Raw genomic sequence first — 14,280 nt, 5'->3', positions numbered from 1 at the left:
GCTGTCATTTTCGTGGGGCATCTTGTGACTCGCGAAGGATGATCACTTCCCTGAACAGGAGCTTTCTCCCATGAACCGCATCCTCAAGACCACCGTCATCGCTGCCGCCGTCATGGGCGTGGCCGGTGTCGCCCAGGCCCGCGACCAGGTTCGCATCGTGGGTTCCAGCACCGTCTATCCGTTCGCCAGCTACGTGGCCGAGGAATTCGGCGCCACCACCGACTATCCCACCCCGGTCATCGAGTCCACCGGTTCCGGTGGCGGTCTGCGCCTGTTCTGCAACGGTGTCGGTGAGGGCACCCCGGACATCACCAACGCCTCGCGTCGCATGAAGCCCTCCGAGTTCGAGCGCTGCGCAGAGAATGGCGTCACCGACATCACCGAGGCCTTCATCGGCTACGACGGCATCGCCTTCGCTCAGTCCAATGCCAACGAGGCCATGGACGTGTCCCGCGAGCAGATCTTCCTGGCCCTGGCCGCCCAGGTGCCGGTGGACGGCGAGCTGGTCGACAACCCCTACACCAACTGGAGCGACATCGACGCTTCCCTGCCGGATCGCGAGATCGCCGTCTATGGTCCGCCCACCACCTCCGGCACCCGGGATGCCTTCGAGGAGCTGGTGATGGAGGCCGCCTCCGAGGACATGGAGGCCTACGGCGGTGAGGGCTACACCGACATCCGCGCCGACGGCGCCTTCATCGATGCCGGCGAGAACGACAACCTGATCGTCCAGCGCCTGGCCGAGAACACCGACGCCTTCGGCATCTTCGGCTACTCCTTCCTGGAGGAGAACGCCGATACCCTGATCGGCTCCAGCATCGACGGCGTCGCGCCGACCCCGGACGCCATCGGCAGCGGCGAGTACCCGGTGTCCCGGTCCATGTTCTTCTACGTGAAGAACCAGCACGCCGACGAGGTCCCGGCCATGTACGAGTACGCCAACCTGTTCATGAGCGAGCAGATGATCGGCGACCTGGGCTACCTCAAGGGCATCGGCCTGATCCCGGCTCCTGCCGAGATGCGGGAACAGGCTCGGGAGGAAGTGGCCAACCATGAGCCGCTCGAGCTGGCCGAGCTGAAGTAAGCGGGACTGGGTTCCAGCCCCGAACCGGCCGGCAACCTGGGTTGCCGGCCGGCGCGCGTTCCGGCAGGGAAGGCCTGCCAGGCGGTTCCCGCGGATCCATTCCTTCGAGAGACACCTATGCAGACCAACCAAATCCTCGCCCTGTTCTGCGGCACCCTGCTGGTGCTGGGTCTGATAGCCTTCTTCCTGGGCCGGGCCAAGGCCGCCAAGGTGCGCGCCTCGGGCACGGCCATGTATGCCCAGCCCGACCAGTACGCCTGGTTCAGCGTACTGTCCACCGCCGGCCCGGCGATCGCGGTGGGCGCGGTGGGCGCCTTCGTGATGCTGCTGCTGGGCGCCGAGATCCCCACCCTCTACCTGCTCGCCGCCAGCCTGGTGGTGGGCTGTGCCGGCCTGGTCATGGGCATCAACCTGGTGCGCCCGGACTTCCATGCCCGCAAGGCCATCGAGCGGGTCATCCGCTTCTTCCTGGCCGGTGCCGCCCTGATCTCGATCTTCACCACCTTCGGCATCCTGCTGTCGATCGTCGGCGAGGCGCTGCGCTTCTTCCAGATGCAGAACTTCTGGGACTTCATCACCGGCACCACCTGGAACCCGGGGGCCAGCTTCCTCGAGGCGGCGGGCCGCGCCGAGGAAGGGGCCAGCGCGGCCCAGTTCGGCTCGGTGCCGCTGTTCGCCGGCACCTTCATGATCACCCTGATCGCCATGCTGGTGGCGATCCCGGTGGGCCTGCTGTCGGCCATCTACATGGCCGAGTACGCGCCCCGGCGGGTGCGGACCCTGGCCAAGCCGGTGCTCGAGGTCCTGGCCGGCATCCCCACCGTGGTCTATGGCTTCTTCGCCGCCATCACCGTGGCCCCGATCATCGTCGACGTGTCCGGCGTGTTCGGCCTGGACGCCTCCTTCAACAACGCCCTGGCCCCCGGCATCGTCATGGGGATCATGATCATCCCCTTCATCTCCTCGCTGTCCGACGACGTCATCAACTCGGTACCCGACAGCATGCGCCAGGGCTCGCTGGCGCTCGGCATGACCCAGGGCGAGACCATCCGCGACGTGGTGGTGCCGGCGGCCCTGCCGGGCATCATCTCCGCCTCCCTGCTGGCGGTGTCCCGGGCCCTCGGCGAGACCATGATCGTGGTCATGGCGGCCGGCATGCGGCCGAACCTCACGGCCAACCCCCTGGAGGACATGACCACCGTGACGGTGCGCATCGTCGCCGCCCTGGCGGGCGACCAGGAGTTCGCCAGTGCCGAAACCCTCTCGGCCTTCGCCTTGGGCCTGGTGCTCTTCATCGTGACGCTGTCGCTGAACCTGGTCTCGGTGATCATGATTCGGCGGTTCCGCGAGAAGTACCGGATCAACAACCTCTAACGCCTTGGAGCCTTACCGATGAGCCAATCCTTCGACGAGATCAGCGCCCAGCTCCGGCGTCGTCACCGCAAGTCCGCCCGCCTGAAATGGGTTTCCATGGGGGCCCTGGGCCTGGCCGCGCTCTTCCTGGTCCTGTTCTTCGCCGACATGCTGGTCAAGGGCGTGCCGGCCTTCCAGCAGGCCCAGATCCAGGTCGAGGTCGACTACAGCGAGCAGGCCAGCCAGCTGCCCCTGGCGGCGGTGAAGGAAGACGTGCGCCCCCTGGTCAGCCGCGGCTACCTGCGCCTGATTCCCGGTCGCATGGAGGACAATCCCGACCTGCTGGGCACCACCCGCATGGAGTGGGTGCTGGCCGACGGCCAGGTCGACCAGTACCTCAAGGGCCACCACACCAAGCTGAGCGGCAGCGAGCAGGCCGTGGTCGATACCCTGGTGGATCAGGGGCGGGCCGAGTTGCGCTTCAACACGACCTTCTTCACCAGCGGCGATTCCAAGATGCCGGAGCTCGCGGGCATCGCCGCCGCCGCCATGGGCACGGTGATGACCCTGCTGGTGACGCTCGCGGTGTCCTTCCCGATCGGCGTGATGACGGCGGTGTACCTGGAGGAGTTCGCCCCCGACAACCGCGTCACCCAGCTGATCGAGATCAACATCAACAACCTGGCGGCCATCCCCTCGATCCTCTTCGGTCTGCTGGGCCTGGCGATCTTCATCAACTTCTTCGGCGTACCGCGTTCCTCGCCGGTGGTCGGCGGCCTGACGCTGGCGCTGATGACCCTGCCGGTGATCATCATCGCCACCCGGACGGCGCTGCGCAGCGTGCCCGATTCGATCCGCCATGCCGCCTTCGGGGTGGGGTGCTCACGCTGGCAGGTGGTGCGCGACCATGTGCTGCCGCTGGCCCTGCCCGGCATCATGACCGGCTCGATCATCGGCCTGGCCCAGGCCATGGGCGAGACTGCGCCGCTGATCATCGTCGGCATGGTGGCCTTCATTCCCGACGTCGGCGCGTCCTTCACCGAGGCCGCCACCGTGCTGCCGGCCCAGATCTTCACCTGGGCGGGGGAGCCCGACCGGGCCTTCATCGAGAAGACCTCCGGCGGCATCCTGGTGCTGCTGGCCGTGCTGATCACCCTCAATGCCACCGCCGTGGTGTTGCGCAAGAAATTCGAACGTCGCTGGTAAGCCCCGCGGCACGACACAGGATATGCCAAGATGAATATTCAAGTTGCCGAGCGGAGTATCGCCCCGATGACCGGTCACAGTGCGGGTGAACCCGTGACCCGTAACGAGGAGGCGCACCACGAGCTGAGCATCCGCGTGCGCGATCTCAACCTCTGGTACGGGGACACCCAGGCCCTCAAGGGCATCGACATCGATCTGTACAAGAAGAACATCACGGCGCTGATCGGCCCCTCGGGCTGCGGCAAGTCGACCTTCCTGCGCTGCCTGAACCGCATGAACGACCTGATTCCGGGCGTGCGGATCCAGGGCCTGGTGGAGATGGACGGCCGCGACGTCAACGAGGTCAAGATGGACGAGGTGGCCCTGCGTCGCCGCGTCGGCATGGTGTTCCAGAAGCCCAACCCCTTCCCCAAGTCGATCTACGACAACATCGCCTATGCGCCGCGCATGCACGACCTGGTGAGCCGCAAGGCGGACGTCGACGAGCTGGTGGAGCGCGCCCTGCGCGATGCCGGGCTCTGGGAAGAGGTCAAGGACAAGCTGCACCAGCCCGGCACCTCCCTGTCCGGCGGCCAGCAGCAGCGCCTGTGCATCGCCCGCGCCATCGCCGTGCAGCCCGACGTCATCCTGATGGACGAGCCGACCTCGGCCCTGGACCCGATCTCCACGGCGACCATCGAGGACCTGATGGACAAGCTCAAGCAGCAGTTCACCATCGTCACCGTGACCCACAACATGCAGCAGGCCGCGCGGGTGGCGGACTACACGGCCTTCTTCCACCTGGGCGAGCTGATCGAGTACAACGACACCCAGACCATGTTCTCCAACCCCCACACCAAGAAGGCGGAGGACTACATCACCGGCCGCTATGGCTAAGCACCTTCGGTGGTCCGGTGGTCCGGTGGAACGGGGAGGCGGGCGATCGCCTCCCCGTTGTCGTTTTCCGACCCTGTCATGGCGTTGTCATCCGTCTCGCGTACATATGGAATTCCATATATACTGACGGCCCACCCGGCCGGAGAGGACACGAGGCGAGATCCATGACCCTGAAGATCGGAATCAATGGCTTCGGCCGCATCGGACGACTGGCGATGCGCTGCCTGCACGGCCGGGACGGCGTCGCCGTGACCCATATCAACGACCCCGGCGGCGACGCGGCCACCTTCGCCCACCTGCTGGAATTCGATTCGGTGCACGGACGCTGGTCCCCGGGGCAGGGGATCCGGGCGGAAGGCGAGGCCATCGTCGTCGACGGCGTGCGCAGCGCCTTCAGTGGCCACGACCGCATCGCCGCCACCGACTGGTCGGACTGCGACCTGGTGATCGAGGCCTCCGGGGTGAACAGGCGCCGCGAGGTTCTGGAAGGCTATCTCGACCAGGGCGTGCGCCGGGTAGTGGTCTCGGCGCCGGTCAAGGAGACGGGCGTGCTGAACGTGGTGATGGGCGTCAACGAGGATCAGTACGACCCCGCGACGCACCGCATCGTCACCGCCGCGAGCTGCACCACCAACTGCCTGGCCCCGGCGGTCAAGGTGATCCACGAGACCTTCGGCATCCGCCACGGCTCCATGACCACGGTGCACGACATCACCAACACCCAGAGCATCCTCGACGCCCCGCACCGGGACCTGCGGCGGGCCCGGGCCTGCGGCATGAGCCTGATCCCCACCACCACCGGCTCGGCCAAGGCGATCACCGCCATCTTCCCGGAACTCGAGGGCAAGCTGAACGGCCATGCCGTGCGCGTGCCCCTGGCCAACGCCTCGCTCACCGACATGGTCTTCGAGCTCGAGCGCGAGGTGACGGTGGAGGTGGTCAATGCCGCCCTGAAGGCCGCCGCCGAGGGGCCGCTTGCCGGCATCCTGGGCTTCGAAGAACGCCCGCTGGTGTCCATCGACTACCGCACCGATCCGCGCAGCGCGATCATCGATGCGCCCTCGACCATGGTGGTCAACGGCACCCAGCTGAAGCTCTACGCCTGGTACGACAACGAGTGGGGCTACGCCAATCGTACCGCCGAGCTGGCGCTGAAGGTGGGAGATGCCTGACGCAGGCGGGCTCGTCAGACGACTCAAGACGCTCCCCTTCGAGGTGCGCCAGTATCTGCTGATCACCGGCAACTACTGGGCCTTCACCCTCACCGACGGCGCCCTGCGCATGCTGGTGGTGCTCTACTTCCACCAGCTGGGCTACACGCCGCTGGAAGTCGCGCTGCTGTTCCTCTTCTACGAGGCCTTCGGCGTGGTCACCAACCTGGTGGGGGGCTGGCTGGGGGCGCGCCTGGGCCTCAACCGCACCATGAACATCGGGCTGGGGCTCCAGGTCGTGGCGCTGGCCATGCTGATGGTGCCCGCCTCGGCGCTGACCGTGCCCTGGGTGATGGCCGCCCAGGCGCTGTCGGGGATCGCCAAGGACCTCAACAAGATGAGCGCCAAGAGCGCGGTCAAGGTGCTGGTGCCCCAGGACAGCCCCAGTGCCGGTAGCGCCCTCTATCGTTGGGTGGCGATCCTCACCGGCTCCAAGAATGCGCTCAAGGGCGCCGGCTTCTTCCTGGGTGGCCTGCTGCTGACGCTGATCGGCTTCCGGGGAGCCGTCATCGCCATGGCGGTGATGCTCGTCGCGGTGCTCGGGCTGTCGCTGGTGCGGCTCAAGGCCGACCTGGGCCGCGGCAAGCGCAAGCCGAAGTTCACCGAGGTGTTTTCCAAGTCGCGAGCCATCAATGTGCTCGCGGCGGCGCGGCTGTGTCTCTTCGCCTCCCGGGACGTCTGGTTCGTGGTGGCCCTGCCGGTGTTCCTGTATGACCAGCACGGCTGGAGCCACTGGACGGTGGGGGGGCTGCTGGCCGTGTGGGTGATCGGCTACGGCGGCGTCCAGACCCAGGCGCCGCGCCTCACCGGCCTGGTCAAGGGTGGTGCGCGAGGCGTCACGGCGTTCTGGGCCTTCATGCTGGCTGGCCTGCCGGCCCTGCTCGCGCTGCTGCCGCTAGCCGAGGTGGCATGGCTTGTCACCGGACTGCTGGCCTTCGGCGTGCTCTTCGCGATCAACTCCAGCTGGCACAGCTACCTGATCGTGCACTTCGCCCGCGCCGACGGCGTCTCCATGGACGTGGGTTTCTACTACATGGCCAACGCCATGGGCCGGCTCGCGGGCACGCTGCTCTCCGGCTGGGTCTACCAGCTATACGGGCTCGCCGCCTGCCTGTGGGTCTCGGCGGCCCTGCTGGGCGGCAGCGCGCTGCTGGCCCTGGCGCTGCCCCGGCAGGCATGATGCCCGAGAGCGGGGCGGCGGAGTACAATGAGGTCCCGAGAAGAGGAGACAGGAGCGTGACGTCACCGGCCCCCGTCCAGGTCTTCAAGTGCCTGGCAGACGAGACCCGCCTGATGCTGATGCTGTTGATCCGGCAGCAGGGCGAGCTCTGCGTCTGCGAGCTGACCGGCGCCCTCGAGCTCTCCCAGCCGAAGGTGTCCCGGCACCTGGCGCAGCTGCGTCGCTGCGGCCTGCTCGGCGACCGGCGGGCGGGGCAATGGGTGCATTACAGCCTGTCCGATGACCTTCCCGACTGGGTCCTGGCGACGCTGGCGGCGGCCGCCGACGGTGAGCGAACCCGGCTGGAGGGGCTGGAGCGGCGGCTGGCGGGGATGGGGACCCGTCCGGAGCGCCGCACCGCGCTCTGCTGAGCCGCGTCGTCCCGCCTCACCCTCTGCCGTCGTGTCGCAGCGGTCGCCGATGCAGGGCCCAGAGCCCCAGGACAGGCCCCGGCAGCAGCGCCCAGACCACCCAGGGGCCGAGGGCCGACCACAGCGAGGCGGTGAGCCAGATGCCGGGGATCGTCAGGGCGAAGCCGATGGCATTCATCACCGCCAGGGTCGAGCCGACATGGGCACGAGGCGCGTTGGCGGCGGCCAATGCGGAGAACTGCGGGGAGTCGGCGATGACGGTCACCCCCCAGAGCGCCATCAGCGTGAGCAGCAGCCAGGGGGAGGCGTCGGCCAGCAGCGGATATGCCAGGCAGATCGCGCCCGAGCCACTCAGGGCGCCCCGGGCGACCGGCAGGCTGCCCAGGCGACGACTGACCAGGCCGCCCAGGACGCAACCCACCAGGCCCAGGGCGATGACGCCGAAGGCCAGCCAGGGCATCAGGGCCACCGGGGCCGAGAGCCTGGCGAGCTCGCGTCCGACCAGGAACGGCACCAGGGTCCAGACGGCATAGAGTTCCCAGCAATGGCCGAAATACCCCCCGGCCACCGCGCGAAAGCGGCCCTCCCGCAGGGCGGCCAGCCCCTCCCCCAGCCGGGCGCGCCCGCCCGGCGGCGGCAGATGGGGGCCGTCCCCCAGGGCCAGGATCAGCCCGCCGCCCAGCAGCGCCAGCCCCGATGCCCCCAGCAGCGGCCACGACCAATCCAGGCCCAGGGTGGCGCCCCGCAACAGGTGCGGCAAGGCGGTGCCGAGCGTCAGCATGCCGACCAGCCAGGCCAGCGCCGCCCCGGTATGGCGCGGCGTCCAGCCGATCACCAGCTTCATGCCCAGCGGGTAGATGCCGGCCAGGCAGACCCCGGTGGCGAAGCGCAGCGTCAGGCCGGCGATGGGGAGCTCGGCGGCCAGCACGAAGCCGGCGTTGACCAGGGCCCCCGCCAGGCAGGCGGTGGCGAAGACGCGGCTGGCCCGAAAGCGGTCGGTGAGACCGCTGGTCGCCAGCGCGAGGGCGCCGGCGATGAAGCCGGCCTGGACGGCCAGCGTCAGTCGGCCCAGGTCGGCCTCGGTCAGCCCGAGGTCGGCGGAGAGCGAGAGCCCCACGCCGTTGACGCTGAACCACAACGAGGTGCCGAACAGCTGGGCGAGGACGATGATCGCCAGCGGGTGGTGCGCCAGCCGGCGTCCCATCAGGCGGCGGGGAAGCGGTCGCGGGTGGCGTTGGCGATGCGCACCAGGGCGAGCATGACCGGCACCTCCACCAGCACGCCGACCACCGTGGTCAGTGCCGCGCCGGACTGCAGGCCGAACAGCGCGATGGCGGCGGCCACGGCGAGCTCGAAGAAGTTGCTGGCGCCGATCATGGCGCCCGGTGCGGCCACGCTGTGGGGGACCCGCCACGCCTTGGCCCAGCCGTAGGCGAGGAAGAAGATCAGGAAGGTCTGGACGATCAATGGCACCGCGATCAGGGCGATATGCAGCGGCGCCTCGAGGATCACCTCGCCCTGGAAGGCGAACAGCAGTACCAGGGTGACGATCAGGCCGATGGGCGTGACGGGGCCGATCCGCTTCATGAAGACGTCGTCGTACCAGGCGACGCCGCGGCGGGCGATCAAGGCGCGACGGGTCACGACGCCGGCAGTCAGGGGAATGACGATATAGAGCACCACCGACAGGGCCACGGTGTCCCAGGGGACCTGGATGTTCGAGACACCCAGCAGGAAGACCACGATGGGGGCGAAGGCGAACAGCATGATCAGGTCGTTGAGCGAGACCTGCACGAGGGTGTAGGCGGCGTCGCCGCGCGTCAGGGTGCTCCAGACGAAGACCATGGCGGTGCAGGGCGCCGCGCCCAGCAGGATGGCGCCGGCCAGGTACTGCTGGGCGAGGGCCTCGGGAATCCAGGGCCGGAACACTACCGTCAGGAAGCACCAGGCGATGGCGAACATGGTGAAGGGCTTGATCAGCCAGTTCACCGTGGTCGTGACGATCAATCCCTTCGGCTGGCGGCGCACGCCGAGCACGGCGGAGAAGTCGATCTGCGCCATCATCGGAAAGATCATCGCCCAGATCAGGATCGCCACCGGGATCGACACCTGGGCGAGTTCGAAGCGTGACAGGGTCTCGGGGATGGCCGGGGCGACCAGGGTCAGCAGCACGCCGGCGACGATGGCCAGCGCCACCCACAGCGACAGGAACCGCTCGAATCGACCCATGTCGTCGGACTTGCCGAGTGCCTGGGCTTCCGGGTGACTGGTCATGTCGTGACTCCTGTCAGATCGCATGCGGGGTGACCCGGGCCCACGGGGGCGCTGCCGATGCCTCCCGCTCGGGTCGGCGCTCGGTGGGATCGTTTCCCGGCCGCTTGGGCGTCACCTGACCGCCGACGAGGCGACCCTGGCCGGCGGAGGGCTTCAAGCCTTCCCGGTCCTCGCCTCCCATGAAGGCCCGGGCGACGAAGGACATGGCCCTCCTGCCGGGGCGTCTTCCTGCGAAGGGAGGAATGGCATGCGGGGAATGTATATGGGTTTCCATATGTGTGCAACGGGGACGCCTCGCCGCGCATCCGCTCGGATGACACTGCTATGATCGGCGCCATGTCGTTCCCTGCGAAGGAGGCCGTGTTGCCTGCCACGGATGCCCTGCGCCTCGAGGCCCTCGCCATCGGCGAGCTCAGGGGGCTCGACCTGACCATCGCTCCCGGCGAGATCCTCTGTCTCTCCGGCGCCAGCGGAGCCGGGAAGACCCGGCTGCTGCGGGCCGTCGCCGACCTGGAGCCCCATGAAGGGGAAGTGTGGCTCGGGGAGAGGGCGCAATCCTCCCTGCCGGGGCATGAATGGCGTCGTCGGGTCATGCTGGTCCCGGCCGAGAGCCAGTGGTGGGCCGAGCGGGTGGGCGACCACTTTCCCCGGGACGAGATCCCGGGGCTGGCGGCGCTGGGCTTCGACCGCGAGGTCCTCGACTGGCCGGTGAGCCGGCTGTCCTCCGGGGAGAAGCAGCGCCTGGCGCTGTTGCGGGCCCTGGTGCGGGCCCCATCGGTGCTGCTGCTGGACGAGCCCACGGCCAACCTGGACGACGCCAGCACCCGCCGGGTCGAGGGCTGGCTCCTGTCCCGTATCCACGAGGAGGGGTGGCCGGTGATCTGGGTCGCCCATGAGCCGGCGCAGATCGCCCGGGTCGCCACCCGGCATGTCCGTCTCGAAGGCAAGCGGCTGGTCGAGGAGGTCTCGGCGCCATGCAAGTGATCGCACTCGCCTGGTGGCAGCTGGCCCTCGCCGCCCTGCTGGTGGTCGCGCTTGCCGGCTGCACGGTGGCGGGGCGGCTGGGCATGGGGCGCAGCCTGCTGATCGCCGCGGCGCGCACGGTGATCCAGCTGGCCCTGGTGGGGGTGGTGCTCGAGGCCCTGTTCGCCGTGGCGCGCTTCCACTGGGTGGCGTTGATGGCGCTGGCCATGCTGCTGATGCCCGGCGGCGAGGTGGTGGCCCGTCAGAAGCGCCGCCTGCTGGGAGGCTGGGCCTTCGGGGTCGGCACCCTGGCGATGTTCCTGTCGTCCTTCACCGTGGCGGTACTGACCCTGACGGTGATCATCGGGCCCGAGCCCTGGTATCGGCCCCAGTACGCCATTCCGCTGCTGGGCATGATGCTCGGCAACACCATGACCGGCGTGGCCCTGGCGCTGGATCGCCTGACCGATGGCGCCTGGCAGCAGCGGTCGCTGATCGAGAATCGCCTGATGCTCGGACAATCCTGGCGGGAAGCCATCGGCGACCTTCGCCGCGAGGCGATGCGCAGCGGCCTGACGCCGGTGATCAACGCCATGGCCGCCGCCGGCGTGGTCAGCCTGCCGGGCATGATGACCGGCCAGATCCTGGCCGGCACCGCCCCGGCCCTGGCGGTGAAGTATCAGATCCTGATCATGTTCACCATCACCCTGGGGACGGGCTTCGGCACCCTGGCCGCAGTGGCGCTGGCCAGCCGGCGGCTCTTCGACGGGCGCGAACGGTTAAGGCTGGAGCGGCTGGCGGCGCCCAAGGGGTGAGCGTCAGCCCGAGGCGGGGGGCGCCAGGAAGGCGCGGATGACCTCGATCAGCCGTTCCGGGCACTCTCGATGGGGGACATGGCCGCAGTCGGACAGGAGCGTCGGCTCGCCGCCGGGCGTCAGGGAGGCGATCCGCCGTGGCTGGCCGAGCGAGCCGTATTCGTCGCACTCGCCGTGGATCACCAGGGTGGGGCAGCGCACCTCGGCGAGGGCCTCGTCCAGGCACCAGTGCCGGAACGCCTCGGCATGCCAGGTGTCGACCCAGGAGCGCAGTACCCAGTCGGCCTTGGCGCCATGGTGTCGCGCCAGGCGCGCCATCCGACCGGGTTCGTGGAAGGCCCGTTCGGCCTCGCGGATGCCGGCCAGGGTGCGTTCCTCCACATAGGCCTGGGCCGAGACGGTGATCAGTCCCTCGCAGGCCTCCGCATGGCGGCCGGCAGCCACGGTGGCCATGGCGCCGCCTACGCTATGGCCGAGGAGCACGAAGCGTTCGAGTCCCAACCGGTGGCGCAGCGCGGCGAAGCCGTGCCGCGCCTCATCGTCGATGAAGCGGTGGGGCAGGGACCCCGGATAGGGGTCGGAACGGCCGTATCCCAGGCGATCGTAGGCCACGACCGCGCGACCCGTCGCTCGGGCCAGTCGCTCCGGGAAGTCCCGCCACAGCCCCACGCAGCCCAGGGAGTCGTGCAGCAGCACGACGGGACTGCGTGGGGCCGACCCCGGGGGCGACCAGCACATGGCATGCAGGCCGCCGTGCTCCGTCTCGATCCAGTGGGACGTCATCGAGCCGTCGTCCCGATCGTCGAGGCTCAATCGATCAGTTCCACGGCCACCGCCGTGGCCTCGCCGCCGCCGATGCACAGGCTGGCGATGCCGCGCTTGCCGCCCTTGGTGCGCAGGGCATGGATCAGGGTGGCGATGATCCGCGAGCCGGTGGAGCCGATCGGGTGGCCCTGGGCGCAGGCGCCGCCGAAGACGTTGACCTTGTCGTGAGGCAGGCCCAGGTCGTCCATGGCCATCAGAGTGACCACCGCGAAGGCCTCGTTGATCTCGAAGAGGTCGACGTCGTTCACGCCCCAGCCGAGCTTGGTCATCAGCTTCTCGATGGCGCCCACCGGGGCGATGGTGAACTCGCTGGGGTGACGCGAGTGGGTGCTGTGCCCCAGCATGCGGGCGATGGGCGTGGCGCCCACGCGGTCCGCGGCGGCCTGGCTGGCCAGGATCAGCGCCGAGGCGCCGTCGGAGATGGAGCTGGAGTTGGCGGCGGTAATGGTCCCGTCCTTGGCGAAGGCCGGGCGCAGCGAGCGAATCTTGTCCAGCTTGGCCTGGAAGGGCTGCTCGTCGTGCTCGACGACGGTGTCGCCATGGCGACCCGACACCGTGACCGGCGCCATCTCGGCATCCAGGTGACCGGCGTTGGTGGCCTCCATGGCGCGCTCCAGCGAGGCGATGGCGAAATCGTCCAGCCGCTCGCGGGAATACTCGCGCCGGGTCGCGATCTCCTGAGCGAAGCCGCCCATCAGCTTGCCGGTCTCGGCATCCTCCAGACCGTCCAGGAACATGTGGTCCTTCAGCTCCCCATGGCCGAGCCGGTACCCTGAGCGTGCCTTGGTCAGCACATGGGGCGCGTTGGACATGGACTCCATGCCCCCGGCCAGCAGGATCTCGCCGGAACCGGCGCGGATCAGGTCGTGGGCCAGCATGGTGGCCTTCATGCCGGAGCCGCACAGCTTGTTGACGGTGGTGGCCCCGATGGCGTCGGGGATGCCGGCCTGGCGCATGGCCTGACGGGCCGGGCCCTGCTTGACGCCGGCGGGCAGCACGCACCCCAGGATGCCCTCGTCGATGGCGTCGGCCTGGATGCCGGCCCGTTCGATGGCCGCACGGATCGCGGTGGCGGCGAGTTCCGGGGCGGTGACGCTGGACAGGCTGCCCAGCAGACCGCCCATGGGCGTACGGGTCGCGGAAAGGAAGACGATGTCTTGGGACTGGCTCATGATGATTCTCCCGAACGTCGATGGTTGTGATTGTGCTGGAAGGGCCGTGGCGGCGCGTTGACCTGCCGGCAGGGCTGTGGTTTTCTCAGGGTCAACCAAGCAAGCGCTAGTGTAAACGTCGATGAATGTAATGAATGACTCGCCGCGTCGCAAGGAGCTCACTCGCCTGGCCGCCCAGCTCTTCGTCCAGGAAGGCTTCGATCGCACCACGGTGCGCATGCTGGCCCAGGAGATGGGGATCAAGTCGGGCAGCCTCTTCCATCACTTCCGCGACAAGCAGGAGATCCTGGCCGCGGTGATCGAGGAGGGGACCGAGAACGCCCTCGGCCTCGCACGCGCCGCCCTCGACCAATGCGACCGCAACCCCGAGGCGAGGTTGCATGCCATGGCGCGGGCGCATCTCGAGACCCTGCTCACCGATCGCAATGCCCATGTGGTGGCGCTCTACGAGTGGCGACGCCTGGATCCCGAGGCCCGCTCGCATCTCAGCCACCTGCGGGACGCCTACGAGGCGCTCTGGGAGGAGGTGATCGACGAGGCCCTCGCCGTCGGCCTGATCCAGGGGGATCGCTTCCTGGTCTCGCGCTTCGTGATGGGCGCCCTGAACTGGACCGTGCGCTGGTACGATCCCCTCGGCGAGCGTTCCCCGGAGGATCTCGCCCGCGAGCTCATCGCCATGATCACCCGTCCCGCCTGAGACCCCGATCGGCGGGCTCGACCATCGTCTAGTGCCTTGCCGGCGTGTTGCGCCTTGCCCCGGCCGGGCGAAGCCTCTAGGTTGTACCTAGCGCTTGTTAGGTTGACGCTTACGTCAACTGCGGCTAACCAGAGGAAGGTTGGCCATCAGCGCCGCACGCTGGCTGACAGCCGATCGCCGACAACAAGCACAACAGGCCCGGGCGGCCACGCCC

General features: G+C 68.7%; 15 protein-coding genes. 10 read left to right on the top strand and 5 right to left on the bottom strand.

All coding sequences use genetic code 11. The features are described from left to right. Window positions 1–70: 70 nt before the first annotated feature. The 7 genes from BEI_RS11235 (at window position 71) to BEI_RS11205 (ending at window position 7,320) form a co-directional block, all read left to right on the top strand. Window positions 71–1,084, top strand: a complete 1,014-nt coding sequence (locus tag BEI_RS11235) for a PstS family phosphate ABC transporter substrate-binding protein (RefSeq protein ID WP_097789614.1) — start codon at window positions 71–73, stop codon at window positions 1,082–1,084. A gap of 117 nt (window positions 1,085–1,201) precedes the next feature. After that, window positions 1,202–2,458 (top strand): phosphate ABC transporter permease subunit PstC, encoded by a 1,257-nt coding sequence (gene pstC / locus BEI_RS11230; RefSeq protein ID WP_097789613.1) that lies wholly within the window; start codon window positions 1,202–1,204, stop codon window positions 2,456–2,458. A gap of 18 nt (window positions 2,459–2,476) precedes the next feature. Further along, window positions 2,477–3,643 (top strand): phosphate ABC transporter permease PstA, encoded by a 1,167-nt coding sequence (gene pstA / locus BEI_RS11225; RefSeq protein WP_097789612.1) that lies wholly within the window; start codon window positions 2,477–2,479, stop codon window positions 3,641–3,643. Window positions 3,644–3,709: 66 nt separating this feature from the next. Beyond that, on the top strand, window positions 3,710–4,519 hold the full coding sequence (gene pstB / locus BEI_RS11220; protein WP_379802350.1) for a phosphate ABC transporter ATP-binding protein PstB: 810 nt from the start codon (window positions 3,710–3,712) through the stop codon (window positions 4,517–4,519). Between the two features lie 164 nt (window positions 4,520–4,683). Beyond that, the gene (locus tag BEI_RS11215; protein WP_097789611.1) at window positions 4,684–5,691 is read left to right on the top strand and encodes an ArsJ-associated glyceraldehyde-3-phosphate dehydrogenase; all 1,008 of its coding nucleotides are present in this window, start codon (window positions 4,684–4,686) and stop codon (window positions 5,689–5,691) included. Next, entirely contained in the window at window positions 5,684–6,910 is a 1,227-nt protein-coding gene (gene arsJ / locus BEI_RS11210; RefSeq protein WP_097789610.1) for an organoarsenical effux MFS transporter ArsJ, read from the top strand. The genes BEI_RS11215 and arsJ overlap by 8 nt, the downstream gene beginning before the upstream one ends. A 113-nt stretch (window positions 6,911–7,023) precedes the next feature. Next, complete coding sequence (locus BEI_RS11205; RefSeq protein WP_379802349.1) at window positions 7,024–7,320, top strand: metalloregulator ArsR/SmtB family transcription factor; 297 nt, start codon at window positions 7,024–7,026, stop codon at window positions 7,318–7,320. A 16-nt stretch (window positions 7,321–7,336) separates the two neighbouring features. Here the strand turns inward: BEI_RS11205 and BEI_RS11200 are convergent, their stop codons facing one another. The 3 genes from BEI_RS11200 to BEI_RS11190 are packed head-to-tail and all read right to left on the bottom strand — an operon-like array spanning window position 7,337 to window position 9,799. Beyond that, on the bottom strand, window positions 7,337–8,524 hold the full coding sequence (locus BEI_RS11200; RefSeq protein WP_097789608.1) for an MFS transporter: 1,188 nt from the start codon (window positions 8,522–8,524) through the stop codon (window positions 7,337–7,339). Next, complete coding sequence (arsB, locus tag BEI_RS11195) at window positions 8,524–9,594, bottom strand: ACR3 family arsenite efflux transporter (protein ID WP_097789607.1); 1,071 nt, start codon at window positions 9,592–9,594, stop codon at window positions 8,524–8,526. Before arsB ends, BEI_RS11200 begins: the two co-directional genes overlap by 1 nt. A gap of 13 nt (window positions 9,595–9,607) precedes the next feature. Next, on the bottom strand, window positions 9,608–9,799 hold the full coding sequence (locus tag BEI_RS11190; RefSeq protein WP_097789606.1) for a hypothetical protein: 192 nt from the start codon (window positions 9,797–9,799) through the stop codon (window positions 9,608–9,610). 158 nt (window positions 9,800–9,957) lie between these two features. On the opposite strand from BEI_RS11190, the gene BEI_RS11185 reads away from it, so the two are divergent. Next, complete coding sequence (locus BEI_RS11185) at window positions 9,958–10,578, top strand: ABC transporter ATP-binding protein (protein WP_227644452.1); 621 nt, start codon at window positions 9,958–9,960, stop codon at window positions 10,576–10,578. Beyond that, the gene (locus BEI_RS11180; RefSeq protein WP_097789605.1) at window positions 10,569–11,372 is read left to right on the top strand and encodes an ABC transporter permease; all 804 of its coding nucleotides are present in this window, start codon (window positions 10,569–10,571) and stop codon (window positions 11,370–11,372) included. Before BEI_RS11185 ends, BEI_RS11180 begins: the two co-directional genes overlap by 10 nt. A 3-nt stretch (window positions 11,373–11,375) precedes the next feature. Here BEI_RS11180 and BEI_RS11175 read toward each other — a convergent pair whose 3' ends face one another. Both BEI_RS11175 and BEI_RS11170 read right to left on the bottom strand, forming a co-directional pair. Continuing rightward, window positions 11,376–12,185: an alpha/beta fold hydrolase gene (locus BEI_RS11175; RefSeq protein ID WP_227644451.1), complete on the bottom strand. Its 810-nt coding sequence runs from the start codon at window positions 12,183–12,185 to the stop codon at window positions 11,376–11,378. Then, on the bottom strand, window positions 12,182–13,369 hold the full coding sequence (locus BEI_RS11170) for an acetyl-CoA C-acyltransferase (protein ID WP_097789604.1): 1,188 nt from the start codon (window positions 13,367–13,369) through the stop codon (window positions 12,182–12,184). The genes BEI_RS11175 and BEI_RS11170 overlap by 4 nt, the downstream gene beginning before the upstream one ends. Before the next feature lie 130 nt (window positions 13,370–13,499). Between BEI_RS11170 and BEI_RS11165 the strand changes: the two genes are divergently transcribed. Further along, complete coding sequence (locus BEI_RS11165; protein ID WP_097789603.1) at window positions 13,500–14,066, top strand: TetR/AcrR family transcriptional regulator; 567 nt, start codon at window positions 13,500–13,502, stop codon at window positions 14,064–14,066. Window positions 14,067–14,280: the final 214 nt, after the last annotated feature.

The sequence above is a fragment of the Halomonas beimenensis genome (assembly GCF_002549795.1).
In the GTDB taxonomy this organism is placed as follows: Bacteria; Pseudomonadota; Gammaproteobacteria; order Pseudomonadales; family Halomonadaceae; genus Halomonas; species Halomonas beimenensis.
Note: the sequence above shows the minus strand (reverse complement) of the source record. Positions and strands in the feature narration are given on the sequence as shown.

Bases quoted from the DNA above. Each gene is read 5' to 3' on its own strand.
- BEI_RS11200 (WP_097789608.1), bottom strand. From the start codon at position 8,524: ATGGGACGCCGGCTGGCGCACCACCCGCTGGCGATCATCGTCCTCGCC.
- pstC (WP_097789613.1), top strand. From the start codon at position 1,202: ATGCAGACCAACCAAATCCTCGCCCTGTTCTGCGGCACCCTGCTGGTG.
- BEI_RS11190 (WP_097789606.1), bottom strand. From the start codon at position 9,799: ATGTCCTTCGTCGCCCGGGCCTTCATGGGAGGCGAGGACCGGGAAGGC.
- BEI_RS11235 (WP_097789614.1), top strand. From the start codon at position 71: ATGAACCGCATCCTCAAGACCACCGTCATCGCTGCCGCCGTCATGGGC.
- pstA (WP_097789612.1), top strand. From the start codon at position 2,477: ATGAGCCAATCCTTCGACGAGATCAGCGCCCAGCTCCGGCGTCGTCAC.
- BEI_RS11180 (WP_097789605.1), top strand. From the start codon at position 10,569: ATGCAAGTGATCGCACTCGCCTGGTGGCAGCTGGCCCTCGCCGCCCTG.
- BEI_RS11215 (WP_097789611.1), top strand. From the start codon at position 4,684: ATGACCCTGAAGATCGGAATCAATGGCTTCGGCCGCATCGGACGACTG.
- BEI_RS11170 (WP_097789604.1), bottom strand. From the start codon at position 13,369: ATGAGCCAGTCCCAAGACATCGTCTTCCTTTCCGCGACCCGTACGCCC.
- pstB (WP_379802350.1), top strand. From the start codon at position 3,710: ATGACCGGTCACAGTGCGGGTGAACCCGTGACCCGTAACGAGGAGGCG.
- arsB (WP_097789607.1), bottom strand. From the start codon at position 9,594: ATGACCAGTCACCCGGAAGCCCAGGCACTCGGCAAGTCCGACGACATG.
- BEI_RS11205 (WP_379802349.1), top strand. From the start codon at position 7,024: ATGCTGATGCTGTTGATCCGGCAGCAGGGCGAGCTCTGCGTCTGCGAG.
- arsJ (WP_097789610.1), top strand. From the start codon at position 5,684: ATGCCTGACGCAGGCGGGCTCGTCAGACGACTCAAGACGCTCCCCTTC.
- BEI_RS11165 (WP_097789603.1), top strand. From the start codon at position 13,500: ATGAATGACTCGCCGCGTCGCAAGGAGCTCACTCGCCTGGCCGCCCAG.